The sequence below is a fragment of the Pseudomonas sp. TH41 genome (assembly GCF_016650695.1).
GTDB lineage: Bacteria > Pseudomonadota > Gammaproteobacteria > Pseudomonadales > Pseudomonadaceae > Aquipseudomonas.
Genome location: NZ_JAEKFH010000001.1, coordinates 216,382 through 238,847 on the forward strand (window position 1 = coordinate 216,382; position 22,466 = coordinate 238,847).

Annotated in this window: 25 protein-coding genes and 1 pseudogene; 18 read left to right on the forward strand and 8 right to left on the reverse strand. The window is 59.4% G+C overall.

The window, feature by feature from the left end; translation table 11 throughout:
• The first annotated feature begins 70 nt into the window (after positions 1-70).
• The 6 genes from JFU37_RS00970 to JFU37_RS30520 all read left to right on the forward strand — a co-directional run bounded on the left by JFU37_RS00970 (position 71) and on the right by JFU37_RS30520 (position 4,819).
• Positions 71-523, forward strand: coding sequence for an anti-virulence regulator CigR family protein (locus JFU37_RS00970; protein ID WP_201111969.1), 453 nt, complete (start codon positions 71-73; stop codon positions 521-523).
• Between the two features lie 492 nt (positions 524-1,015).
• Positions 1,016-1,798: a transporter substrate-binding domain-containing protein gene (locus JFU37_RS00975; RefSeq protein ID WP_201111971.1), complete on the forward strand. Its 783-nt coding sequence runs from the start codon at positions 1,016-1,018 to the stop codon at positions 1,796-1,798.
• Between the two features lie 55 nt (positions 1,799-1,853).
• Positions 1,854-2,582 (forward strand): ABC transporter permease, encoded by a 729-nt coding sequence (locus JFU37_RS00980; RefSeq protein WP_201111973.1) that lies wholly within the window; start codon positions 1,854-1,856, stop codon positions 2,580-2,582.
• A complete protein-coding gene (locus tag JFU37_RS00985; RefSeq protein WP_201111975.1) occupies positions 2,579-3,289 on the forward strand; it encodes an ABC transporter permease in 711 nt (236 codons plus the stop codon). Before JFU37_RS00980 ends, JFU37_RS00985 begins: the two co-directional genes overlap by 4 nt.
• 16 nt (positions 3,290-3,305) lie before the next feature.
• The gene (locus JFU37_RS00990) at positions 3,306-4,070 is read left to right on the forward strand and encodes an ABC transporter ATP-binding protein (protein ID WP_201111977.1); all 765 of its coding nucleotides are present in this window, start codon (positions 3,306-3,308) and stop codon (positions 4,068-4,070) included.
• 224 nt (positions 4,071-4,294) lie between these two features.
• On the forward strand, positions 4,295-4,819 hold the full coding sequence (locus JFU37_RS30520; protein ID WP_242485682.1) for a hypothetical protein: 525 nt from the start codon (positions 4,295-4,297) through the stop codon (positions 4,817-4,819).
• 55 nt (positions 4,820-4,874) lie between these two features.
• Here JFU37_RS30520 and JFU37_RS00995 read toward each other — a convergent pair whose 3' ends face one another.
• The 3 genes from JFU37_RS00995 to JFU37_RS01005 all read right to left on the reverse strand — a co-directional run bounded on the left by JFU37_RS00995 (position 4,875) and on the right by JFU37_RS01005 (position 6,160).
• The gene (locus tag JFU37_RS00995) at positions 4,875-5,012 is read right to left on the reverse strand and encodes a hypothetical protein (RefSeq protein WP_201111979.1); all 138 of its coding nucleotides are present in this window, start codon (positions 5,010-5,012) and stop codon (positions 4,875-4,877) included.
• A gap of 84 nt (positions 5,013-5,096) precedes the next feature.
• Positions 5,097-5,657: a lipid-binding SYLF domain-containing protein gene (locus JFU37_RS01000; protein WP_201111981.1), complete on the reverse strand. Its 561-nt coding sequence runs from the start codon at positions 5,655-5,657 to the stop codon at positions 5,097-5,099.
• A 353-nt stretch (positions 5,658-6,010) separates the two neighbouring features.
• Positions 6,011-6,160 carry a hypothetical protein gene (locus JFU37_RS01005; RefSeq protein ID WP_446738737.1) on the reverse strand — a complete coding sequence of 50 codons (150 nt, stop codon included), beginning with the start codon at positions 6,158-6,160 and terminating at the stop codon, positions 6,011-6,013.
• A gap of 314 nt (positions 6,161-6,474) precedes the next feature.
• On the opposite strand from JFU37_RS01005, the pseudogene JFU37_RS01010 reads away from it, so the two are divergent.
• From JFU37_RS01010 to JFU37_RS01025, 4 genes and pseudogenes are all read left to right on the forward strand, one after another.
• Positions 6,475-7,831 (forward strand): annotated as a pseudogene (locus JFU37_RS01010) (MATE family efflux transporter).
• Between the two features lie 95 nt (positions 7,832-7,926).
• Positions 7,927-8,607 (forward strand): phosphoribosyltransferase, encoded by a 681-nt coding sequence (locus JFU37_RS01015; RefSeq protein WP_201111983.1) that lies wholly within the window; start codon positions 7,927-7,929, stop codon positions 8,605-8,607.
• 228 nt (positions 8,608-8,835) lie between these two features.
• A complete protein-coding gene (locus JFU37_RS01020; protein WP_446738738.1) occupies positions 8,836-9,021 on the forward strand; it encodes a hypothetical protein in 186 nt (61 codons plus the stop codon).
• Positions 9,022-9,210: 189 nt separating this feature from the next.
• Positions 9,211-9,780: a YceI family protein gene (locus JFU37_RS01025; RefSeq protein ID WP_201111985.1), complete on the forward strand. Its 570-nt coding sequence runs from the start codon at positions 9,211-9,213 to the stop codon at positions 9,778-9,780.
• Positions 9,781-9,837: 57 nt separating this feature from the next.
• On the opposite strand, the gene JFU37_RS01030 is transcribed toward JFU37_RS01025, so the two are convergent.
• From JFU37_RS01030 to JFU37_RS01045, 4 genes are all read right to left on the reverse strand, one after another.
• Complete coding sequence (locus tag JFU37_RS01030) at positions 9,838-10,158, reverse strand: YXWGXW repeat-containing protein (protein ID WP_201111987.1); 321 nt, start codon at positions 10,156-10,158, stop codon at positions 9,838-9,840.
• 137 nt (positions 10,159-10,295) lie between these two features.
• Positions 10,296-11,393: a Gfo/Idh/MocA family protein gene (locus tag JFU37_RS01035; RefSeq protein ID WP_201111989.1), complete on the reverse strand. Its 1,098-nt coding sequence runs from the start codon at positions 11,391-11,393 to the stop codon at positions 10,296-10,298.
• A gap of 273 nt (positions 11,394-11,666) precedes the next feature.
• Positions 11,667-12,554 carry a LysR family transcriptional regulator gene (locus tag JFU37_RS01040; protein WP_201112634.1) on the reverse strand — a complete coding sequence of 296 codons (888 nt, stop codon included), beginning with the start codon at positions 12,552-12,554 and terminating at the stop codon, positions 11,667-11,669.
• Positions 12,555-12,754: 200 nt separating this feature from the next.
• Complete coding sequence (locus JFU37_RS01045) at positions 12,755-13,861, reverse strand: alkene reductase (RefSeq protein WP_201111991.1); 1,107 nt, start codon at positions 13,859-13,861, stop codon at positions 12,755-12,757.
• Positions 13,862-14,337: 476 nt separating this feature from the next.
• Between JFU37_RS01045 and JFU37_RS01050 the strand changes: the two genes are divergently transcribed.
• Together JFU37_RS01050 and JFU37_RS01055 are read left to right on the forward strand one after the other, a co-directional pair.
• On the forward strand, positions 14,338-14,640 hold the full coding sequence (locus JFU37_RS01050) for a hypothetical protein (RefSeq protein WP_201111993.1): 303 nt from the start codon (positions 14,338-14,340) through the stop codon (positions 14,638-14,640).
• Between the two features lie 267 nt (positions 14,641-14,907).
• Positions 14,908-15,597, forward strand: coding sequence for a GNAT family N-acetyltransferase (locus JFU37_RS01055; protein WP_201111995.1), 690 nt, complete (start codon positions 14,908-14,910; stop codon positions 15,595-15,597).
• 576 nt (positions 15,598-16,173) lie between these two features.
• Here JFU37_RS01055 and JFU37_RS01060 read toward each other — a convergent pair.
• Positions 16,174-17,115, reverse strand: coding sequence for a class I SAM-dependent methyltransferase (locus tag JFU37_RS01060; protein ID WP_201111997.1), 942 nt, complete (start codon positions 17,113-17,115; stop codon positions 16,174-16,176).
• Between the two features lie 262 nt (positions 17,116-17,377).
• Here JFU37_RS01060 and JFU37_RS01065 point away from each other — a divergent pair, with 262 nt between their 5' ends.
• The 6 genes from JFU37_RS01065 (at position 17,378) to JFU37_RS01090 (ending at position 22,375) form a co-directional block, all read left to right on the forward strand.
• Positions 17,378-17,998: a cytochrome b/b6 domain-containing protein gene (locus tag JFU37_RS01065; protein ID WP_201111999.1), complete on the forward strand. Its 621-nt coding sequence runs from the start codon at positions 17,378-17,380 to the stop codon at positions 17,996-17,998.
• Positions 17,995-18,780 carry a molybdopterin-dependent oxidoreductase gene (locus JFU37_RS01070; protein WP_201112001.1) on the forward strand — a complete coding sequence of 262 codons (786 nt, stop codon included), beginning with the start codon at positions 17,995-17,997 and terminating at the stop codon, positions 18,778-18,780. The genes JFU37_RS01065 and JFU37_RS01070 overlap by 4 nt, the downstream gene beginning before the upstream one ends.
• Positions 18,781-18,851: 71 nt before the next feature.
• Complete coding sequence (locus JFU37_RS01075; protein WP_201112003.1) at positions 18,852-19,139, forward strand: pentapeptide MXKDX repeat protein; 288 nt, start codon at positions 18,852-18,854, stop codon at positions 19,137-19,139.
• Between the two features lie 248 nt (positions 19,140-19,387).
• Positions 19,388-19,900 (forward strand): formaldehyde-activating enzyme, encoded by a 513-nt coding sequence (gene fae / locus JFU37_RS01080; protein ID WP_008043405.1) that lies wholly within the window; start codon positions 19,388-19,390, stop codon positions 19,898-19,900.
• A 10-nt stretch (positions 19,901-19,910) separates the two neighbouring features.
• Positions 19,911-20,945, forward strand: a complete 1,035-nt coding sequence (locus JFU37_RS01085; protein WP_201112005.1) for an aldo/keto reductase — start codon at positions 19,911-19,913, stop codon at positions 20,943-20,945.
• Positions 20,942-22,375 carry an NAD-dependent succinate-semialdehyde dehydrogenase gene (locus JFU37_RS01090; protein WP_201112007.1) on the forward strand — a complete coding sequence of 478 codons (1,434 nt, stop codon included), beginning with the start codon at positions 20,942-20,944 and terminating at the stop codon, positions 22,373-22,375. The genes JFU37_RS01085 and JFU37_RS01090 overlap by 4 nt, the downstream gene beginning before the upstream one ends.
• The last annotated feature ends 91 nt before the right edge of the window (positions 22,376-22,466 follow it).

Here is a 22,466-nt window from a genome sequence, read left to right on the forward strand (position 1 = left end):
CAGGGAACCCACCGTGTCGATAGCGTCTAACTTTACGAAACGATATTCCGCCACTCTGAAGGAACGACTCATGCTCAGATCTCGCTCATTGATTGCAGCAATTACAGGCCTTGCGCTGGTCTGCGGCTCAGCGAGTGCATTAGCCGATCCTGGTAATGGAAAGGGCCAAGGAAACGGCAAGGGAAATCCGCAAAACAGTCAAGGTCATGCAAGCAAAGGCAAAAATTCCGGGGGTGGCGATTGGGATAATGGCCCAAGCATCAATCGCGCTGGCGTTATTGGGATTGTTGGTGGATATCGGGACTACTGGAGCCCCGGACCTGCATTGCCACCCGGCATTCAAAAGAACCTCGCTCGAGGTAAGCCGCTTCCACCCGGGATTGCCAAAAAGCTGGATGGCCGGTTGATCGGCAGGCTGCCCCATTATGATGGCTATGAATGGCAGCAAGCTGGCACCGACTTGATACTGGTCGCGCTGGCAACCGGGCTCATCTACGAAGTGCTCAACGGCGCTTTTGATTAACTGTATAGACCGGGGACATAGCTAACAGGTGTGCGGGGACATGGTGGACACTTTCTGAAGGTTCGAGCCACCAAAACCGGGCCAGACCGAGGACGACCTGCACTGAGGGCTCCTGGAAATCTATTCCGACCGGCCACCGGTATTCGTCGACGAACGCCACACCGAAGAGCAGATAAAGGCGCGCAACAGCTGCCGGAATTTTCCTCAGGTCGGTGACTGAGTCTCCTCATTTTTTGTTACCACACACCCCAGCTGCGTACAAAATCCAGCGGTGGTAACAGCCTCACGGCTGTACCCGCCCTTGCGCTCTACTATTTGCAAGCCCCATCCCAGACGGCTTCGCGCGCTTTCATGGGCAGCCACGCAACGAATTGGCCGGCCGATTGCATATGCTTGTCTGTACAAGTAAGTGTGTGTGCGTAAGACCATTCGCCTCACAGTACCTCTGCACTTGCGCCACAAGCGCTTTCGATAGACCTTGGGAATAAAACAATGAAAAAAGCATTTCTGACCCTTTCTGCATTGGCGTTGTGTGTGGCTGCCGGCTCTGCCCTGGCCAAGGAATACAAGGAACTGCGTTTTGGTGTCGATCCATCCTACGCGCCCTTCGAATCCAAGGCCGCCGATGGCAGCCTGGTGGGCTTCGACATCGACCTGGGCAATGCGATCTGCGCCGAGCTGAAGGTCAAGTGCAAATGGGTTGAAAGCGATTTCGACGGCATGATTCCGGGCCTCAAGGCCAACAAGTTCGACGGCGTGATCTCTTCCATGACCGCAACGCCTGCCCGTGAGAAGGCCATCGACTTCTCCAGCGAGCTGTTCTCCGGCCCGACCGCGCTGGTGTACAAGAAAGGCACTGCCATCGGCATCGATCCGGCCTCGCTCAAGGGCAAGAAGGTCGGCTACGAGCAGGGCACCATCCAGGAAGCCTACGCCAAGGCTGTACTGGACAAGGCCGGTGTCGAGACCCAGGCCTACGCCAACCAGGACCAGGTCTACACCGACTTGATCTCCGGCCGCCTCGATGCCTCGATCCAGGACATGCTGCAAGCCGAACTGGGCTTTTTGAAGTCGCCGCAAGGTACCGACTTTGAAGTCAGCAAACCGGTCGACAGCGAGTTGCTGCCAGCGAAAACCGCAGTGGGGATCACCAAAGGCAACGCCGAGCTCAAGGCCCTTCTGGACAAAGGCATCAAGGCGCTGCATGACAACGGCACCTACGCGGCCGTGCAGCAAAAGCACTTCGGTGACCTGAACCTTTACAGCGGCAAGTAACGACCCTGCGCCCATCCCCGGATGGGCGCTTTCTTGATTGCCAAGGGGCTGCTCAATGTTCGACAACCTATTGCAGATTCTGGGATTTTCCGGCTTCAGCCTTAAGGGCTTTGGCCCGCTATTGCTGCAAGGCTCCTGGATGACGGTCAAATTATCCTTTCTGTCGCTGCTGGTGAGCGTGGGCCTCGGCCTGATCGGCGCCAGTGCCAAGCTTTCCAAGTCAGCGATGCTGCGCGTCCCGGCGCAGGCCTACACCACGCTGATCCGTGGCGTGCCGGACCTGGTGTTGATGCTGCTGATTTTCTACAGCCTGCAAACCTGGCTGACCAACCTGACCGAAGCGCTGGGCTGGGACTATATTGAAATCAACCCGTTCAGTGCCGGGGTCATTACTCTGGGCTTCATCTACGGGGCGTATTTCACCGAGACCTTTCGCGGCGCGATCCTCGCCGTACCCCGCGGGCAGATGGAGGCGGCTACCGCCTACGGACTGACACGCGCCCAGCGCTTTCGCTTCGTGGTGTTCCCGCAAATGATGCGCTTCGCCCTGCCAGGCATCGGCAATAACTGGATGGTAATCCTCAAGGCCACCGCGTTGGTCTCGATCATCGGTCTGGCCGATCTGGTCAAGGTGGCCCAGGATGCGGGCAAAAGCTCCTATCAGTTGTTCTTCTTCCTTGTGCTGGCCGCGTTGATCTATCTGGTGATTACCACCGCTTCGAATTACGTCTTGCGCCGGCTGGATGTCTTCTACTCAGCAGGCACCCGGGAGGCCGTACGATGATCGAACTACTGCAGGAATACTGGCGACCCTTCCTTTACCAGGACGGCAGTCATATCACCGGGCTGGCCATGACCCTCTGGTTGCTCAGTGCCTCGATTTTCTTCGGCTTCGTGGTGTCGGTGCCGTTGTCGATTGCCCGGGTGTCGTCCAATGTCTGGGTGCGCTGGCCGGTGCAGTTCTACACCTACCTGTTTCGCGGTACGCCGCTGTATATCCAGTTGCTGATTTGCTACACCGGCATCTACAGCTTTGCTGCGGTACGCGCCCAGCCGTTACTTGATGCGTTCTTCCGCGATGCGTTGAACTGCACCATTCTGGCCTTTGCCCTGAACACCTGCGCCTACACCACGGAAATCTTCGCCGGGGCGATCCGCAGCATGAATCACGGCGAAGTCGAGGCGGCCAAGGCCTATGGCCTGCGCGGCTGGAAGCTCTATGCCTACATCATCATGCCGTCGGCCCTGCGCCGCTCGTTGCCGTACTACAGCAACGAAGTGATCCTGATGCTGCACTCGACCACCGTGGCTTTTACCGCCACCGTGCCGGACATCCTCAAGGTCGCCAGGGACGCCAACTCGGCCACCTTCCTGACCTTCCAGTCGTTCGGTATCGCCGCAATCATCTATCTGGCAGTCACTTTCTCTTTGGTCGGTTTGTTCCGCCTGGCCGAACGCCGCTGGCTGTCTTTCCTCGGCCCGGCTCATTAATTCAGGAGGCTTGCACATGTACAAACTGACCGTTGAAAACCTGCATAAAAGCTACGGCAACCACGAAGTGCTGAAGGGCGTTTCACTGAGCGCCAAAACCGGCGACGTGATCAGCCTGATCGGCGCCAGCGGTTCGGGCAAGAGCACGTTCCTGCGTTGCATCAACTTCCTGGAAACGCCCAACGACGGCGCCATGACCCTGGACAACCAGCCGATTCGCATGGTCCATGACCGCCACGGCATGCGCGTGGCCGACGCCGATGAACTGCAACGCCTGCGCACGCGCCTGGCGATGGTGTTCCAGCATTTCAACCTGTGGAGCCACATGACCGTGCTCGACAACATCACCATGGCCCCGCGCCGGGTGCTGGGGGTCAGCAAGAAGGATGCCGAGGAGCGCGCTCGTCGGTATCTCGACAAGGTGGGGCTGCCGTTGCGCGTCGCCGATCAATACCCGGCGTTCCTTTCTGGTGGCCAGCAACAACGCGTCGCCATTGCCCGGGCCCTGACCATGGAGCCGGAGATCATGCTGTTCGACGAACCGACATCTGCGCTCGACCCGGAGCTGGTGGGCGAGGTACTCAAGGTGATTCAGGGGCTGGCCGAAGAAGGGCGCACCATGATCATGGTGACCCACGAAATGAGCTTCGCCCGCAAGGTGTCGAACCAGGTGCTGTTCCTGCATCAGGGGCGTGTGGAAGAGCAGGGCGCACCCGATGATGTGCTGGGCAACCCCAAGAGCGAGCGCCTGCAGCAGTTCCTCAGCGGCAACCTGAAGTAACAAGAGCACCTTCGAGCGACCGCCGGGTCGCTCGAAGGCATCGGCTCAACCTTTCCAGGTCAGCCCGCCGCCTTCACGGGCACGCAGGGGAAACATAGGGTTCGCCACTTCTGGCGGTGTATTGATTGGGTTAATGCGCACTGCATTCCGTCTGTCGCAGGACTTGAACTGTCGGGGGCTTAACGCGTCATAAAGCACGCGATATCAACCCTACGGAAGCAATCATGCTTTTAAAGAACAAGAGTCTCGTTGCTGTAATGTCCTGCGCCCTGATGCTTGCGGCTGCCCCGTTACTCCCAGCTGAACTGTCCATCATGAACTCCGCCTATGCGAAGGACGGTGGTGGTGGTGGTGGTGGTGGTGGTGGTGGTGGTGGTGGTAACGGAGGTGGTAATGGGGGAGGAAACGGAGGTGGTAATGGCGGTGGCCATGGCGGCGGTATAGGCGCCGGTCACAGCGGTTCAAATCACGCCGGCGACTCTGACAGTAATGGCCACGGCAATGGACTGGCCAGCGATCATGCGGGCAGGGCTGTTCGCGACCATGGTGTAAGCGGAAACCACTACGGCAGTGATCGCAATGGTGATCGCGGTCATGGCACAACGACGTCAGGCATCGCCCACTCCAAAGATACTCGTGGCATTTCCAAAGCCCGAGCGATCGCGACCTCGACTCCTGGGGATCACAACTCAAAAGGGTTGAGTAAAGCCGGGACATCGATATCAAAAAATCGCATTGATCATCCATAACGGCGGATAGGCACGTACAACAGACTCAACTACAAAGCCCGCGGTACGCTTGAACTCAATTCGACTTCTTCGACGGATAGTTGCCGCGCAAGCCCCCGGACTTGTTGCCGGTTTTGCTGGGCAGGTCAGGCACAACCGGGCGCGATCTGGGTTGAGGGTTGGAGCGGCTGCGGGGTTGGGGTTGTTTACTCATGGTTCGTCTCCTGACTTTTCAGCAAAAAAGGGGACGGTTCAGCACTTTTGGGTACTGGCGCATCCGTGCGCCAGTCGGCCGTCTTTAGCGCTTGATCAGCGAAATCTTCGTGCCTTCGATGCTGACCCCAGCCATTAACCCCTCCTGGTCGAAAATGAACGCGTAGGCCTCGTCCTTCAGCGTGGAGCTGGACAGATTCTTCGCGGCCCCTTCATCAACCACAACAACGGTAGGGCCTACACCGATTTCCCAGCCCTTGGTTTCGCGGATGTAGTTCACGGCTTTGTCGGTCATCAGGAACACCACATAGCCGTACGACTGGGCGCCTGCCTGCAGCCCCCATGACCCGGTTACGGAGTTGTAATAACCCTCCACTGTCTTGCCCTTCAACAATTCGCCTTCACCATAGCTACCCCCAAACACAAGGCCTGCCTTGATGATTTTCGGGAAGACAAGCACTGCTTTGGCGGTGTGTGAAATGGTTTCGGCAAGTGGATGGGACTTGTAGAGCGTTTGCAACGCTTGCCGAGAGTCGGTATTCAGATCCTCGGCGGTTGCCGCACCTGCAGTGTTCAGCAAACTCGCCGACGCCAGTGAGGCGGTCGCGAGGACCATCGATAGGAAAAACCGCATTGACTGAGTCATTTTCGTACTCCGATTCGGGAGCATGGGATGTGAGCAGCAGTCAGCGCCTGCCACCTGGCAGAAGAGCTACTGAAAATTATCCGGCGCACCCTAAAGTGTGTAAACGACTGGCTTCGCCTTTGAAATGAAGCAGGCCTGTGGCTTTGATCATTGGCGATGCCATCACCTGCTTTGACCGCTGCGCACGGGCCGGGTTCGTCGTCAGAGACTGTAAAAGGCCAATGTAGGAGCGAGCTTGCTCGCGATGGACTCAAGAGCGGCGCGTTTATTCAGAAAACACGCGGTATCGTTAACGTCCATCGCGAGCAAGCTCGCTCCTACAGGTATTACACCCAGTCAGGCGCCCGTTTCATTTATTCCGCCGTCTGCGCCCGCAAGCGTCTACCAATCACATCCATCAAGTCACAGCCATCGCGCAACGGGATGGCCAGCAGTTTGGAAAAATCCGACAGCACCACCGTGTCGCAACCAATCTCGGCGCGGAAGGCGATGTTTTCCAGCACCTGCGAGACTGTAAAAGGCCAATGTAGGAGCGAGCTTGCTCGCGATGGACTCAAGAGCGGCGCGTTTATTCAGAAAACACGCGGTATCGTTAACGTCCATCGCGAGCAAGCTCGCTCCTACAGGCTTCATCGGAACGGTCGGCAAGGTTAGCGATTCCGAGGTTTGTGTAGGAACTTTTATGCAGTCCTAGGACCTTCACTCCACTTGGCTGAAACGATCGAACCAGCTCCGAGCTGTTCATTTCACGTTGTTTATCATCGCTGACGCTATCCTCTAGAATCCCATCCCCGCAGCCGAGCTGGACTTCCACCCAATGCAAACCCCGACCACCCAACCCCCCTCTGGAAAACCTACCTCCTTTTCCTCGCCCCCATGGTCCTCTCCAATTTCCTCCAATCCATGTCGGGCACCGTCAACAGCATCTACATCGGCCAAATGCTCGGCACCCAAGCGCTGGCTGCCGTATCAGGCATGTTCCCCATCGTCTTTTTCTTCATCGCCCTGGTCATCGGCCTTGGCGCGGGGGCCGGCGTGCTCATCGGTCAGGCGTGGGGGCGCGTGAGCTGCATCGGGTGAAAGCCATCGCCGGGTCAACGTTGCTGCTGGGCGCGATGATCGGTTTGGCAGCGGCGGTGCTGGGCAGTGTGTTCGCACGGCCAGCCTTGCAAGGGTTGGGCACGCCGGTCGACGTGCTGGACGACGCGGTGGCCTACGCTCACGTGATGATGTGGATCATGCCGTCTATGTTGGTGTACGTGCTGTTCACCCAGCTGCTGCGTGGGGTGAGCGATACGGTGTCACCACTGGTGGCGCTGGTGGTGTCGACGTGTATCGGATTGGCGCTGACGCCGGCGTTGATTCGTGGGTGGCTGGGGCTGCCGCCGATGGGGATTCAGAGTGCGGCGTATGCCGGGCTGGCGGGCAACTTGTCGGCGATGGGATGGCTGGCGTGGCGGTTGATTCGCAAGGGGCATCCGTTGGCGCCCGATCGGGAAATGTTTGCGGCGATGCGCCTGGATCGGGTGATTCTCGGCAAAGTGCTGCGCATCGGCTTGCCGACCGGGTTGCAGATGGTGGTGTTGTCGCTGTCGGAGTTGGTGATTCTGGCGTTGGTGAATCAGCATGGGTCTCAGGCGACGGCGGCGTATGGCGCGGTGACGCAGATCGTCAATTACGTGCAGTTCCCGGCGCTGTCGATTGCGATCACGGCGTCAATTCTCGGCGCTCAGGCCATCGGGGCAGGGCGCCTTGAACGCTTGGCGCTGATTTTGCGCACAGGGCTGTTGATCAATGTGTGTTTGACCGGTGGGTTGGTGGTGTTGGGGTATGGGTTGTCGCACTGGTTGCTGGGGTTGTTCCTGACCGAGGACAGCACTCGGGTGATGGCCGAGCACCTGTTGCACATCATGCTCTGGAGCCTGTTGGTGTTTGGCTTCCAGGCGATCATCGGCGGCATCATGCGTGCCAGTGGCACGGTGTTGGTGCCGATGGCCGTTTCGATTTTTTGTGTGGTGCTGGTGCAATTGCCGGGGGCGTATCTGCTGGATGGGCAGTTCGGATTGCAGGGTGTGTGGATGGCGTTTCCGATGGCTTATTTGGGGATGCTGGTGTTGCAGACGCTGTACTACAAATGGGTTTGGCAGCATCAGAAGATCGAGCGGTTGGTGTAGGCGCAGACGCTTGATGTCGGCCACCGTCAGACCGACAATCCAGGGTGACCATGTGATGCGAACCGACAGGCGTGATCGCCTGGGGAGGTGTTCAAATGAGTCCCTCATCGCGAACCATCTTGCAGGACCGCGCCGCCGCCGGTCGAAGCCTGGTGGCACCGTTGCGACACTATGCGCATCGACCTGATGTCATCATCCTCGCGTTGCCCCGTGGCGGTGTGCCGGTCGCTTATGAAGTGGCCGTTGCGCTGGAGGTTCGTCTGGACCTGATGCTGGTCCGCAAGCTGGGTGTTCCGTCTCATCAAGAGTTCGCGATGGGCGCGATTGCCAGCGGCGGCATCCAGATTCTCAATGAACAGGCGTTGCGGGCGCACCCGATTGATAAACCCTCGTTCGACGCCGTGGTCGCACGGGAAACGCGGGAGCTGTTGCGACGCGAGCAGGCTTACCGGGGGACGCGCGCTCCGGTACAGCTCAAGGATCAGGTGGTGATTCTGATCGACGACGGCCTGGCGACAGGCGCCTCGATGATGGCGGCGATCCACGCGGTGCGTCTGCACGCGCCAGCGCGCATCGTCGTCGCCGTGCCGGTTGCGCCGCCCGAGACCGCGCAGGCGCTGCGCAGCGAAGTGGATGAGCTGATTTGCCCGCTCATCCCCGAATGGCTCATGTCGATTGGCTATTGGTACGTGGATTTTTCCCAGACGTCGGATGACGAGGTTATCAAGCTGTTGCAGCGGGCCTGGCAGAAGGAGGCCGGTCCCGACGGGATTTGATGGTCGCTGGATCGGACCCGGAAAAATGTAGGAGCGAGCTTGCTCGCGAAGGACTTGAGAGCAATGCGTTTATTCAGGAGAAACGCATTATCGTTAACGACCTTCGCGAGCAAGCTCGCTCCTACAGGATTGGGTTTAACAACCAGATGCCGCGTTGAACCTCACGGTTTTGCTTGAGCCTTGGCTTTCTCTTCGATTTTCGCGTCTACCGCCGCGCGAATCTGGTCAATGCTGAAGCTCGCCGACCAAGGCATCCAGTTGCACGGCGGCATCGGCCTGACATGGGAATACGTACTGTCACACCATGCCAAGCATCTGCTGATGGTCGCACGCCAGTTTGGTGATGATGACCATCACTTGCAGGCTTACGCCAAGCTGATGCAGGTGAATCCCGCCGTTCACGAGGCTGCCTAGCTGTTCTTGAGCCAGTCCTGGAACGTTGTTGCGCTGACGATGGGGTTGGCGCATCGCCGGCGCCGACAGAGGGCAGGAAGTTTCGGCGGGGGTGGAATAAAGGGCAGTTCTTTGCTTAAGTCCATCTATCGCTGGCCCGCGTGTGCGGGCGCCTCAGCTCTTGGCGGTAGCCCCCGACCGGACAATCCCATGAATCCTCGATTCCCTCGGTTTGCTGTATTGGCCGCCGCGCTCACTTTCGGCTTCTTGCCCTGTGCCCAGGCGGTCGAATACACGCGAGTAAATGAGACTGCCAGCACGATCTCCTTCACCTACAACCAGTTCAGCTCGCGGGTGTATGGCACGTTTGGCAAGTTCAAGGCCACGCTTGATTTCGACACGGCGAACCCCGCAGCGGGTCATGCCGCGCTCACCATCGAGCTCGACAGCATCGATGCCGGCAGCAACGAGGCCAACACAGAGCTGAAAAAGCCAGCGTGGTTCGACACGGCAACGTATCCGGTGGCGACGTTTGAATCGACCGGCGTAAAAGCACTGGGCGGCAACCATTACACGATCACCGGCAAACTCACGCTCAGAGGCGTTACTCGTACGGTCTCCGTTCCGGTCCTCCTGAAGGTGGCGAACGCCATCGGTATCTTCGACGGCCAGCTAACGCTCAAGCGTAGTGACTTCAAGGTTGGCGAAGGTGAATGGGCCGATAGCGTTGTTTCCGACGACATCAATATCCGGTTTCGAATGGTTGCGCCGCAACACTAGCGTGCCCATCTACACATGACGCCAGTGCCCCGGAGTCCACATCGGCCGGGGCGCGGCTCACCTCACCCAATGTCCTTCGACCCAGCGCCAGTTCGGCCCGTGTGCCTGCCAATGCCCCGGTTTCCAGCGGGCGCCGTGCATCACTGGCTGCCAGTGACCGGGCACCCAGGCATAACCGCGACCGTCCCAGCGCCAGTGGCCTTGATCCCAGGCGTAACCGGGACGTCCCGGGGGCATCACCTCCATCCGCATGGGTGGCGGCGCTTGCTGGATGATGATTTCGGTCTGAGCAAAGACTGGCGTGCTCGACAGAGCGGCAAGCGCCAATGGGACAAGCAGAACGTGCCGCACATTAATCAGGGAACGCACAAATCGCATGACAACTCCTCAGGCCTGCATCCGAAAGTGAATGCTGCTGAAGAGTTGAACGCGAGAAACGGAAAATATCCGTCGTGAGGAAAATGAAATTTTTTTCAGGAAAAGGCTCCCTTTTGCGATGTGGACACCGAAGGGTTTTAGATGTCGATGGCCTTTTCTGTTGCACTTTTCGCCGCATCCAACAACCGATGCAAGCGCAGCGCATCCTCAAAGGTCGCTGCTGCATGCGTTCCTTCCGCTACATCCTGCGCATACACGTAATACAGCTCCGCCAGTTCCAACACCGCCGATGGCAATGAAGAGGCCGGCAGCCGCAGGTAGTTTTCAGGCAGCGGCAATACTTGCAGCGCCAGATTGTCACCGTGGGCGCCTTCGATCACATAGTCGTCGCCGACATCACCGAAGGCGGAACGGTTGGTGATTTTCAGGTCGCCCTGATCGCCGGTGATGTCGATCTGCACGCCGGAGCCGTTGCGTTTTCCCCCTTCGATGTGGATCGAAATCACGGCGCCGTCTTCGAGCATGCCGCTGAGCACCAGTTGATCCGGCGCGCTGCTGGCCAGCACTTCGCCGGTTTCCTTGATGGTCACTTGCGGGAACTGATTGACCAGCAATCCCGACACGCTGGTCGGCCAGCCGGTCGCGGTGAAGAGCATGTCGAGGAAATGCCCGGCGTAGATTGCGATCACACTGGAGAAGTTCTCTTCGGGTGCGGTCCAGCGCAGCGCATTGGGGCGCAGGGCCTGGAAGTAATTCGTGCTGACGTGCAGGCGCACTGAGCGCAGTTTGCCGACGTAACCTTGCTGCAACAGGTCTTGCAGGTAGCGATTATGCGGTGCATGACGGCGTTGCAGGCCGACGATGTGGCGCACGCCGGCATCGTTCGCCATCTGAAGCAGTTGCTCGGAGGCGCCAGTGGTGGTGGTTAACGGCCATTCGCAGTAGACGTCTTTGCCGGCGGCGATGGCCGCGCGCACGGTCTGTTCATGTTGGGGCGCGGTATTGAGCACCACCACGAGGTCGACGTCGGGATTGTTCACCAGTGCGTCGACCGAGTCGGCGACCTGCGCGATGGCGTATTCTGCGGCCGCTGCTTCAGCGCGTTCGCGGTGTTCGCTGTGCACCGCTTGCAACTGGTACTGCGGCAGCAGCTCAAGCACGCGCAAGTGGCCGTGGCGTGCCCAGTTGCCGACACCAATGATGCCGACGCGGATAGGAATGTGTGGAGTGGTCATGGGAGTGTCCTCGTAAGGTGATGGCTGACGAGGTGAAGTCTAGGGAGTGCGACTCAAGGGAAAAATGGGGTAGAACTCCGGACTCTTTGGACTGGGATGGCGCTAATCCGCCGATTGCGGAGTGATTGATCGTGTCCAGTTAAGCGGCTCTGATCCACTGTAGGAGCGAGCTTGCTCGCGATGGTCGTTAAGAATAACGCGTGTTTACTGGCTAAACGCGGCGCTCTTGAGTCCATCGCGAGCAAGCTCGCTCCTACAATTTCAACGCTAGGCTCAGGTTTTCAGAATGTTGTCCTTGAAGTAGTCGATCAACACCCGCAGCCTCGGCGCGGTCTGCTTGGACGCAGGCCAGAGCATCCACAGGTTGCCGGCGTGGTCGGTGTAATCCTCCAGCACCACCTTCAGCCTGCCGTCGGCCAGTGGCTGGCGGATTGAAAAATCCGGCAGGCAGGCAATCCCCACCCCATCGATCGCCAGGTACGTCAGCGGATCCATCGTGGTGCAGGTCAAGGCCTTCGTCAGATTCGGTTCAATGTGCGTCTCGCCGATGCGCAGCGGCCAACGCTCGATCATCCCGGTGGCCGGAAACTTGTGCAGCAGGCACACGTGGCGGCTCAGATCGTCCGGGTGCGTCGGCTCGCCATGCTGTTTCAGGTACTCGGGCGACGCCACCAACTGCAATTGATAGCCACCCAACTTGCGCGCCATCAGCCGCGAGTCCTGGGGCGCGCCGGTGCGGATCACTGCATCGAACCCTTCCTCGATCACGTCCACCATGCGGTCGGACATGTCCACGTCCAGCTCGATGTCCGGGTAGGTGCGCATGAACCCGGCCAGCACCGGCATGATCAGCACGTTCTGGATCGGCACGCTGATCCGCACTTTGCCCCGGGGGCTGGCGGACAGGTTCAGCAACTCCATCTGCGCCGCTTCCACTTCACTGATAATGCGTTTGCAGCGGTCCAGGAACAGCTCGCCTTCGGTGGTCAGGGTGACGCTGCGAGTGCTGCGATGGAACAAGCGCACGCCCAGGCGTTCCTCCATGCGCGCCACGCTCTTGCCCACCGCTGAGGAGGAAATTTCCAGCAGGCGGCCGGCTTCGGTGAAGCTGCGGGTCTCGGCCACCTGAATGAAGGCCGTGATACCGCTGAGGCTGTCCATCATGGGGGTGTGCTCGATGCAGGGAGGGTTAAGGCAGAGTAGAGGCGGGAGGGGGAATTGCAAAGGGGAGGGAGCTGGAAACCGAGGTGCCGCCATCGCGAGCAGGCTCGCTCCCACACTTGACCGAGTCCTCTCAAGGGAACACGGTCACTGTGGGAGCGAGCCTGCTCGCGATGGCGGTTTTACATTCAGCGCGAAACTCAGGCAGTGGCTTGGTAGAACGGATAATCAGTGAAACCCACCTCAGTACCGCCGTAAAAAGTGTCACGGTCATAAGCATTCAACGGCAGGTCATGTCGAATGCGCTCTGGCAAATCCGGGTTGGCGATAAAATCGCGACCAAACGCCACCAGATCAGCATCGCCCGCTTGCAGGATCTGCTCGGCTGACGTGGCGTTGAAGCCACCGGCAGCGATGATCAGCCCATCGTAGTGACGCCGAATCAACTGCGCGGCGACCGGGTTCTGGTCTTTGCTCTCATCGATCGAGTTGCCCAACACACGCGGCTCGATCAGGTGCAGGTAAGCCAGTTTCAATGGCGCCAGCTGTTGTGCAACGTAGACGAACAGTGCCTCAGGGGCGCTGTCTTTCATGTCGCCGAAGTTGCCGCTTGGACCAAGGCGCACCGCCACGCGATCGCTGCCCCAGACCGAAATCACTGCGCGGGTGATGTCCAGCAGAAAGCGCGCACGCTTGGCGATGCTGCCGCCGTAGGCGTCGGTGCGATGGTTGCTGCCGTCCTGCAGGAACTGGTCGATCAGGTAACCGTTGGCACCATGGATTTCCACACCGTCGAAACCGGCTTCCAACCCCCGTTGTGCGGCACTGCGAAAGTCTTCGACCAGTGTTTCGACTTCGGCTTCGCTGATTGCGCGATGGGGTGTACTGGGCACCCAGCCGTTGGCGGTGTAGGCGACACCGTCGTACTCGACGGCAGAAGGCGCAATCGGTTGGGCACCGTCGGGTTGCATGTCACTGTGGGACTGACGACCGGCGTGGAACAGTTGCAGGAAAATCCGTCCACCCTTGGCGTGGACCGCTTCAGTGATGGCTTTCCAGCCAGGGACCTGCGCGTCGTTGTACAGGCCGGGTGAGCCGAGGTAGCCATTGCCGGTGGTCGACACTACGGTGGCTTCGGAAATGATCAGCCCGCCGTCAGTGGCACGCTGCGAATAGTATTCGGTCATCAACGCACCGGGCAGATCGCCGGGCTCGGAACGCATGCGGGTCAACGGCGCCATGACCACGCGGTGGGAGAGGGTGTGCGGGCCGATCTGGATCGTGGAAAGCAGGGTGGGATGATTCATGGTGACCTCCAATAAGTGTCTGGAGGCGACTTTAGGCCAGTAGGATGGGGAGAAAAATGGGCCAGCGATCCGCTCTCTCTGGACGAATTGCTCCGTAATCGATGGGCGCCCGGTCCACATTGCGTGGGCCGGACGTCAATCCCTTGAAGGATCTTTCCCACGCATTGGAATGATCATTCAGTAGCGCACAACTTTCCAAGACGTTTCCTACAACGTACCCTGTTGCCGCGTTTCGGCATCGACCCCTATAGTTCGGGCTCGCGGAAAACACCGCGAACGACCTTGGCCGGTCGATTACCCAAAACGCAACGCCGTCATTGTTCCGACTTCATGTCTGGGCTTCGTGTTATGGCAGCTGTGCGCGGGACACCTTCGGGTGTGCCGGAGTTCTGGGTACCGGTCGGCCAACCCGCACACAGCTGCCACCTTTATTCGCTTGGCCGCGAACGGTGGTAGCTCTATTTGGACCTACACCCATGTTCGACCAAGTCATGCCCCGTTACCTCCCCATCGACACCTACGACGCCGAAAACCCGGTGCTCTTCATCAACACTCACAAAGAACTCAGCGACATGGCCGCCTGCGCCATGCATCGCTTCACAGTGGTTCGCGATTTAGCGGACACCTTTTCCAGCTTGAACCTCAAAGGTATTTCCGATTGCGATCTGACGCGCGTTACCCGTGCCGTGCATCTGCTCATGCGTGAAGGGTGCGCGATACTGGATGTGCTTCAGGCGCGGGCGTTGCAACGGGAGGAGGGGTTCAAGGCGACGGTTTAGCGGTGGTGCCTCCGGCCCCTTCGCGAGCAGGCTCGCTCCCACAGTGAATCTTCAGTGAACACAAAATCTGTGTACGACGAAGATCCACTGTGGGAGCGAGCCTGCTCGCGATGAGGCCGGCAGGTGACGCACATCTGTCACCTGACACACAACCCGGTCTCATCCCCGATATCGCAGCGCGTCCAACAACAAAGCAAAAGCCGGCGACGCCGCAATGTGCGCCGGCACGTTATGATTGGCACGTCCGCCCTCAAAGTCAGAGCCACAATGCCCCAGATCACCCATTTCAAAACGCCGTGCCCCGAACACTTCAACAGCCAGATCCTGCAGATGGTCGTCGACAACCTGACCGATATCAGCATGGTCGCCATCCCGCCGAGCAACCTGTTGTACAACGTGTACCAGTACGCGATTGGCTATGAGGTTCATCTCTATCTGGAGGCGTTGAACGGGGCGAAAGGGATTGCCGTGGAGTTGCTGGTCGCGACGGAAGTCGACGATCCGGACACGGTCGTTGGCTTTTTGCTGTTCCTGCCGATCAAGGACGATCCCGAGGCGTGTGGCGTGGCCTATATGGCGGTGCAGACCGGTCATCGGCGTCAGGGCGTCGCGCGGCGCCTGCTACGGGAAATGGTCGGCCGTTACCCTCACGCCGAGCTGACGTGCGCGGTTGCCAAGGTTTCCTGGTTTGAGTCGATGGGGTTTCAGGTCGTGGGCGTGCGCGGGACTCAGGTGTTGATGAATACCCGCGATCATGGCTCCGACGGCTTGATGGGGCTGCTGGATGTCGCGTCGATCTACAGCTCGCTGGAGGTGCGGCAAATTCATACGTACCTGCTGCAAAAACACGGCAAGCGGGCGATGCTCGATGCGGAAAAGCAGCGTGACCGTCATCTGGACCAGATGACGCGCAAAGCGAATGAATTTGTCCGCGAACGCTTGGGCGCACGCGGTTAAGGGTGGGAGCGAGCCTGCTCGCGAAGGCGGTGTGTCAGTCAACATCAATGTTGAATGCCAGGGGCCCTTCGCGAGCAGGCTCACTCCTACAGAAGCCCGACCAGTGCCGGGCTTTTGGGTGTCTGGAAGTCGGGTGATTAAAAAAGAGCCTCAACGCTCTTTGATGGGGAGGAAGTGGAGCCCTGAGGCTCAAGATGCGCATGAAACAAGTGGTGAGCTTAGAAGGGGTTCAGTTCACTCACCACTTACGCAACGGCTTGCGTCAACAAGCGGCTGCGTAAATCCATCGTAGAAAGTTGCGGTTTTGCGCTCAAGTACCGCTAGTCGCATCCCCTGCTCGCGAAGAGGCCGGCACAATCACCGTAAATCCCAGCCCAAATAAACACACATTCCTGTAGCAGCTGGCGAAGCCTGCGTTCGGCGGCGAAGCCGTCGTGAAACCTGTGCACGAGGTGTTTCTGATGCACCGCGTCGGCTGATTTCACGACGGCTTCGCCGCCGAACGCAGGCTTCGCCAGCTGCTACAGATCGCGTGGCGGATGGCATTCACCGTCATGAAAAACCAGAGCGCACAACTCAGTCCCCGAGCGTGAACACCAACGCCTTCAACCCGCATTCGACATCCGTGTCGGGAAACTCTGGCGGATTGTCCAGCCGTTGCACAAAACGCAGGCTCGGTGCTTCACGGGTGACGCCGTCGATGAGGAAGTCCGCACCGAAGGCCGGGTCGTTCATGCAGGCCAGCACAGTGCCTTGAGGGCTAAGCAATTCCGTCAGGCGGCGCAGCACGCGCTGATAGTCCTTGGTCAGCAGGAAGCTGCCTTTCTGAAAGGATGGCGGGTCGATGATCACCAGGTCGTAAGGGCCCTTGCCGATCACCTTGCCCCATGACTTGAACAGGTCATGGCCGAGAAAACTCACCTTGCTCAAGTCATGCCCATTGAGCCGGTGATTGTCGCGGCCACGGCTCAAGGCCGGGCTGGACATGTCCAGGTTGACCACCTGGGTCGCGCCGCCTTCGATGGCCGCCACCGAGAATCCGCAGGTGTAGGCGAACAGGTTCAATACCCGCTTACCCTCGGCATTCGCCCGCACCCAATCGCGACCGTAACGCATGTCGAGGAACAGGCCGGTGTTCTGTTTTCGGCCCAGGTCCACCCGATATTGCAGGCCGCCCTCAGTGATCGTCAGCTCGTCGATCTCATCGCCCACTAACCACTCGGTGGTGCTTTGCAGCAAATAGCGGTGTTGCAACAGCAAGGTGCGCGCACCCGATTGTTCCCAGACCGGCGACCGCGTGAGCGCCAACAGCTGCTGTTTCAACGCCTCCAGTTGCGCCGCTTCAGGTTCCTTGAACAGCGACACCAGCACCACGCCTTGCAACCAGTCCACTGTCAGTTGCTCCAGCCCCGGCCAGCAACGGCCACGGCCGTGGAACAGCCGGCGGGTTTCCGCGGGGGGCGTTGCCAGGGCGGTCAGCAAATGGGCATGCAGGGTGGAGAGGGCGTCTGAGTTCATCGGGCTGGGTCGGCAATTTGAGGGGGCGGCATTTTAACCACGCAATACCTGTGGGAGCGAGCTTGCTCGCGATAGCGGTAGGTCAGTCAACATTGATGTTGAATGTAATGCCGCCATCGCGAGCAGGCTCGCTCCCACAGGTATTGGGCTCCCACAGGTTATTTGGGGGGTAGTTATCACGTTTAATTTAACTTTACGTGAGGATTTGGCGATCTTCAGGCCCCCATACTTGGCCCCATCGATCAACCGCCGGGAGCCCGACATGTCGCCATTACCTGCTCCACCCACGGTCAACACTCATCCGCGCTGGCTGCGGCTGACCCATTGGCTGAACGCCCTGGCGGTGCTGGTGATGGTCACCAGCGGCTGGCGAATCTATAACGCCTCACCCCTTTACGATTTCAGTTTTCCCAAGTCGATCACCCTGGGCGGCTGGCTTGGCGGCGCGCTGCAATGGCATTTCGCGGCGATGTGGTTCCTGGCGATCAACGGCCTCATCTACCTGATCATCAACATTGCCAGTGGCCGTCTGTCGCGGCGCTTTTTCCCGGTCTCGCCCAAAGGTGTCGTGCACGACCTGTGGGCCGCGTTGAGGGGGCGGCTGGGGCATGCCGACCTGAGTCATTACAACCAGGTGCAACGGGTGGCTTACTTGTTCGTGATGATCGACATAGCGCTGCTGGTGGTTTCCGGGCTGGTGTTGTGGAAATCCGTGCAGTTCCCGCTGCTGCGTGAATTGTTGGGCGGCTACGACACCGCACGGCATGTGCACTTCATCGCAATGTCGCTGTTGGTGGCTTTCGTCGCGGTTCATCTGGTGATGGTGGCAGTGGTTCCAAAAACGCTGTTGGCGATGATTGTCGGTCGCAAGGAGCCCGTATGAAAAAGCGCATAGACGGTTCAGGGCTGGACGAGTCGTCCATCCTGACAGACGCCCGGAAAACCATCGCACCGCAGATCGAGGATCGCTCACGGCGCTCGTTTCTGATGCGTGGCCTTACCCTCGGCGGCGTTGCCATGCTGTCCGGGTGCAACCTGACGGACAACGAAAGCGTCGAGACGGCACTTTCCTCCATGTCTCGATTCAATGACCGGGTGCAGGGCTGGTTGTTCAACCCCAACGCACTGGCGCCGACCTACCCCGAGTCGATGATCACCCGACCGTTTCCTTTCAATGCTTTTTACAGCATCGACGAGGCACCGACCGTCGAGGAAGACAGCTATCGACTGGAGGTCACCGGGCTGGTCGCCGACAAACGCAGCTGGCGCCTCGAAGAACTGCGGGCTATGGCGCAGACCGAGCAGATCACCCGGCACATCTGCGTCGAAGGCTGGAGCGCGATCGGGCGCTGGGGCGGCGTGCGGTTCAGCGATTTCCTGAAGCGGGTCGGTGCCGACACGGAGGCCAAATATGTCGGTTTCAAATGCGCCGACGACTACTACACCAGCATCGACATGGCCACTGCGCTGCACTCGCAGACCTTGCTGACACTGACCTATGACGGCGCGGTGCTGCCGCGTCAATACGGCTTCCCGATGAAGCTGCGCATGCCCACCAAGCTGGGCTACAAAAACCCCAAACACATTCAGGCGATTTTCGTCAGCAACACCTACAGCGGTGGCTACTGGGAAGACCAGGGCTACAACTGGTTCGGTGGCAGCTGACGGCGCTTGCCCACTTCAACGCGCAGCGTTCGCTGCGTTCACTCGCCACCTGTGCTTCAAGGAGTTTCATGATGAAAAAGTTAACCACCGCCGTTCTGTCCATGTGCCTCGCCCTGGGCGCCGCCAGCGTGTACGCCGCCGAGGCTACAACGACCAACGGCATGAGCAACGACAGCATGAGCAACGACTCGATGTCCAAGGATGCCATGCAGAAAAACACCATGAAAAAGGACGCCATGTCCAAGGATTCCATGAGCAAGGACACGATGAAGAAAGACACCATGTCCAAGGACCCCATGAAGAAAGATGCGATGACCAAGGACCAGGACGCGATGAAAAAAGCCGCGCCGTCCTACTGATCCGCACACCGTCATTCGAGGGTATGACTTGAAGTCATACCCTCATGACTTTTAATGGTTACAGCCCCGCAAACCCCCAGTGTTAAAAAATCGCAAACACAGCTCATCAACTACAAAAAAGAGCGTTTGCACCCATGCCTGATTCTCTGCGCCACGTCCTTCGCTCTTCAATCCCCGACAGTTACCACGCGACCTCCACGGTCTGCGTGCGCATCGATTAACCCAAATCCCTGAAGAGAAATGCCCCCATGAAAGAACTCGACCTGTACATCGGTGAAGGTTTCGAAGGCCCTGGCGTGAACGCCGCACACATCAACATTCTGATCGGTCCGCGCAACGGTCCGGCGGGGCAGGCGTTTGCCAACAGCCTGGCGTCGCCGAGCCAGGGGCACTGCCCGTTCATGGTGATTGCGCAACCGAACATCCCGGTCAAACCAATGACCCTTTACGTCAACAAAGCCGCGATCAGCAGCGACCTGCACGGTAACGCCACCTGGGGCGCGTCCCAGGCCGGTATCGCCAAGGCTGTGCTCGAAGCGTTGCTGGACGGCACCTTGCCGCCGGAAGCCGAAGACGAATGGGCCATCGTGACGGCCAACTGGGTCAACCCGGCCTGCGATGACCTGGATGCGGTCTACCTGAACAACTACAACGCCTGCCGCACGGCCATCCGTGCCGCGCTGACCGGCAAGCCGGAAACTGCGCAACTGGCGGATGTGGTCAATCACATCAGCAACCCTTTCTACACCCCAAAAGCCTGAGGTTCGCACCATGCAATACATTCGTTTGGGCAACTCCGGCCTTGAAGTCTCCCGCCTGTGCCTGGGCACCATGAACATGGGCACCCCGGACTGGAAACCGTGGATCTTCGACGAGAAGAAAAGCGAGCCGATCATCAAGCATGCACTGGACAACGGCGTGAACTTCATCGACCTGGCGGACTTCTATTCCGCAGGTACAGGCGAAGAAGTGGTGGGGCGCATCGTCAGCCGCCTGGCTCGTCGCGAAGACCTGGTGATCACCACCAAGGTCGGCTACGGCACCCGCACCGGCATCAACGCCAGCGGCCATTCGCGCAAGCACATCATGGACAGCATCGACGCGTCGCTGAAGCGTCTGAACATGGATTACGTCGATGTGTTCATGCTGCATTACTTCGACGTGAACACCCCTGTTGAAGAAACCATGAGCGCCATGAACGACATCGTGCGCTCTGGCAAGGCCCGTTACATCGGCGTGTCGACCATGCTCACCGGGCAACTGGCAAAAATCCTCATGGCCTGCGAGCGCCATGGTTGGGTCAAGCCGATCAACATGCAACTGCAACTGAACTGCGCCTACCGCGAGGAAGAACGCGAGATGATTCCGTTCTGCCGCGATCAAGGCCTCGGCGTCTCGGTGTTCAGCCCGCTGGCCCGTGGTTTGCTGACCGGCGATGTGCAGTCGACTCGCAACCAGACCGACTTCTTCACTCAGCAGATGTACAGCGACGAAGCCTCGTTTGAAATCGCGCATTCGGTACAACGCGTGGCCCGTGCCCGTGGCGTGTCCAATGCGCAGATTGCTCAGGCCTGGGTCGCCAACCATCCGGGTGTCGATTGCATGTTGGTAGGCGCTGACACCACTGCGCAGTTCGACAGCGCCCTGGCGGCACTGGAGACCAAGCTCGATGCCGAAGAACTGCATGAGCTGGAACGCAACTACACCCCGTGCGACGTGATCAACGATTACACCGCTGGCAAACGTATCTTGCGTTCGGCCCGCCCGGGCCTGGAGCGCTTCAACCTGACCGAGGCGGTGGCATGAGCGCGCTGATTCGTAACGGCAACTACATCGACGGCCAATGGTCCAGCGGTGGTTCGACGTATTCGGTGTTCAACCCCGCCAATGGCGAGTTGATCACCGACGTACAAAAGGCCGGCGCTGAGGAAACCAACCTCGCCATCGACGCCGCCAACCGCGCGTTGCCAGCCTGGCGCAAGCTCACCGCCAAAGAACGCAGCCAGAAGCTCAAGCGCTGGAGCGAGCTGATGCTGAGCAACCAGAAGGATCTGGCGATCTTGCTCAGTCGCGAGCAGGGCAAGCCACTGGCCGAAGCCATGGGCGAAGTGGTCTACGCGGCGAGTTTTCTGGAGTGGTTTGCCGAAGAAGCCAAGCGGGCTTACGGCGATGTGATCCCGAGCCACAAGGCCGATGCGCGGATCATCGTGGTCAAGGAAGCCATCGGCGTGGTCGCGGCGATCACCCCGTGGAACTTCCCGCTGGCCATGGTCACGCGCAAGGTCGGCCCGGCGCTGGCGGCCGGTTGCACGATGATTCTCAAACCGTCGGAAGAGACGCCGCTGTCGGCGTTCGCCCTGGCCGTGTTGGCAGAGCAGGCGGGCATTCCGGCCGGTGTGTTCAACATCGTTTCCGGCGACGCCGTGGCCATTGGCGGTGCGCTGCAAGCCTCCGGCATCGTGCGCAAGTTGTCGTTCACCGGTTCCACCCGCACCGGCAAATTGCTGATGCGCCAAGCCGCCGACACCTTGAAAAAGGTTTCGCTGGAACTGGGCGGCAACGCGCCGTTCATTGTCTTCGACGACGCCGATCTGGACGCGGCCGTCAAAGGCGCGATGGCGTCGAAATTCCGCAACACCGGGCAAACCTGCGTCTGTGTGAACCGCTTCTTCATTCAGGATGGCGTGTACGAAGCCTTCACCGGCAAGTTGGCCGAAGCGGTTGCGGCAATGCGCGTCGGCAGTGCGCTGGACGGTGAAACCGAGCAAGGTCCGCTGATCAATGCGGCGGCGCTGGCCAAGGTTGAACTGCACGTGGGTGATGCGCTGGAGAAGGGCGCCAGGTTGCTGTGCGGCGGTCGTCGTCATGCACTGGGCGGCACGTTTTATGAGCCGACCATTCTTGTCGAAGCCAACAGCGACATGCTGATTGCCCAGGACGAAACCTTTGGCCCGGTGGCGGCCTGCTTCCGCTTCAGGGACGAGGCCGAGGTGCTGCAACGGGCCAACGACACGCCCTACGGCTTGTCGGCCTACTTCTACAGCCGCGACATCGGCCGTGTATGGCGCATGGCCGAAGGCCTGGAAGCCGGCATGGTCGGGATCAACGAAGGGATCATTTCCACGGAAGTGGCGCCGTTCGGCGGCATCAAGGAATCGGGCCTCGGTCGCGAGGGTTCGAAGTACGGTCTGGAGGACTACCTGGAAATCAAATACCTGTTAATGGGCGGCCTGTAAGGCACCGGCGCCCTTGTGTAGGAGCGAGCTTGCTCGCGATGGTCGTCAACGATAACGCTGCGAGCCTGGCACCCCGTGGCGCCCTCAGGTC

Coding starts and splice junctions, on each gene's coding strand:
- JFU37_RS00985 (WP_201111975.1), top strand. CDS start 2,579: ATGATCGAACTACTGCAGGAATACTGGCGACCCTTCCTTTACCAGGAC.
- fae (WP_008043405.1), top strand. CDS start 19,388: ATGAAAGAACTCGACCTGTACATCGGTGAAGGTTTCGAAGGCCCTGGC.
- JFU37_RS01030 (WP_201111987.1), bottom strand. CDS start 10,158: ATGCGATTTGTGCGTTCCCTGATTAATGTGCGGCACGTTCTGCTTGTC.
- JFU37_RS00970 (WP_201111969.1), top strand. CDS start 71: ATGCTCAGATCTCGCTCATTGATTGCAGCAATTACAGGCCTTGCGCTG.
- JFU37_RS00975 (WP_201111971.1), top strand. CDS start 1,016: ATGAAAAAAGCATTTCTGACCCTTTCTGCATTGGCGTTGTGTGTGGCT.
- JFU37_RS01085 (WP_201112005.1), top strand. CDS start 19,911: ATGCAATACATTCGTTTGGGCAACTCCGGCCTTGAAGTCTCCCGCCTG.
- JFU37_RS30520 (WP_242485682.1), top strand. CDS start 4,295: ATGCTTTTAAAGAACAAGAGTCTCGTTGCTGTAATGTCCTGCGCCCTG.
- JFU37_RS01040 (WP_201112634.1), bottom strand. CDS start 12,554: ATGGACAGCCTCAGCGGTATCACGGCCTTCATTCAGGTGGCCGAGACC.
- JFU37_RS01055 (WP_201111995.1), top strand. CDS start 14,908: ATGCCCCAGATCACCCATTTCAAAACGCCGTGCCCCGAACACTTCAAC.
- JFU37_RS00995 (WP_201111979.1), bottom strand. CDS start 5,012: ATGAGTAAACAACCCCAACCCCGCAGCCGCTCCAACCCTCAACCCAGA.
- JFU37_RS01075 (WP_201112003.1), top strand. CDS start 18,852: ATGAAAAAGTTAACCACCGCCGTTCTGTCCATGTGCCTCGCCCTGGGC.
- JFU37_RS01090 (WP_201112007.1), top strand. CDS start 20,942: ATGAGCGCGCTGATTCGTAACGGCAACTACATCGACGGCCAATGGTCC.
- JFU37_RS00990 (WP_201111977.1), top strand. CDS start 3,306: ATGTACAAACTGACCGTTGAAAACCTGCATAAAAGCTACGGCAACCAC.
- JFU37_RS01000 (WP_201111981.1), bottom strand. CDS start 5,657: ATGACTCAGTCAATGCGGTTTTTCCTATCGATGGTCCTCGCGACCGCC.
- JFU37_RS01020 (WP_446738738.1), top strand. CDS start 8,836: ATGCTGAAGCTCGCCGACCAAGGCATCCAGTTGCACGGCGGCATCGGC.
- JFU37_RS01050 (WP_201111993.1), top strand. CDS start 14,338: ATGTTCGACCAAGTCATGCCCCGTTACCTCCCCATCGACACCTACGAC.
- JFU37_RS00980 (WP_201111973.1), top strand. CDS start 1,854: ATGTTCGACAACCTATTGCAGATTCTGGGATTTTCCGGCTTCAGCCTT.
- JFU37_RS01065 (WP_201111999.1), top strand. CDS start 17,378: ATGTCGCCATTACCTGCTCCACCCACGGTCAACACTCATCCGCGCTGG.
- JFU37_RS01070 (WP_201112001.1), top strand. CDS start 17,995: ATGAAAAAGCGCATAGACGGTTCAGGGCTGGACGAGTCGTCCATCCTG.
- JFU37_RS01015 (WP_201111983.1), top strand. CDS start 7,927: ATGAGTCCCTCATCGCGAACCATCTTGCAGGACCGCGCCGCCGCCGGT.
- JFU37_RS01060 (WP_201111997.1), bottom strand. CDS start 17,115: ATGAACTCAGACGCCCTCTCCACCCTGCATGCCCATTTGCTGACCGCC.
- JFU37_RS01025 (WP_201111985.1), top strand. CDS start 9,211: ATGAATCCTCGATTCCCTCGGTTTGCTGTATTGGCCGCCGCGCTCACT.
- JFU37_RS01035 (WP_201111989.1), bottom strand. CDS start 11,393: ATGACCACTCCACACATTCCTATCCGCGTCGGCATCATTGGTGTCGGC.
- JFU37_RS01045 (WP_201111991.1), bottom strand. CDS start 13,861: ATGAATCATCCCACCCTGCTTTCCACGATCCAGATCGGCCCGCACACC.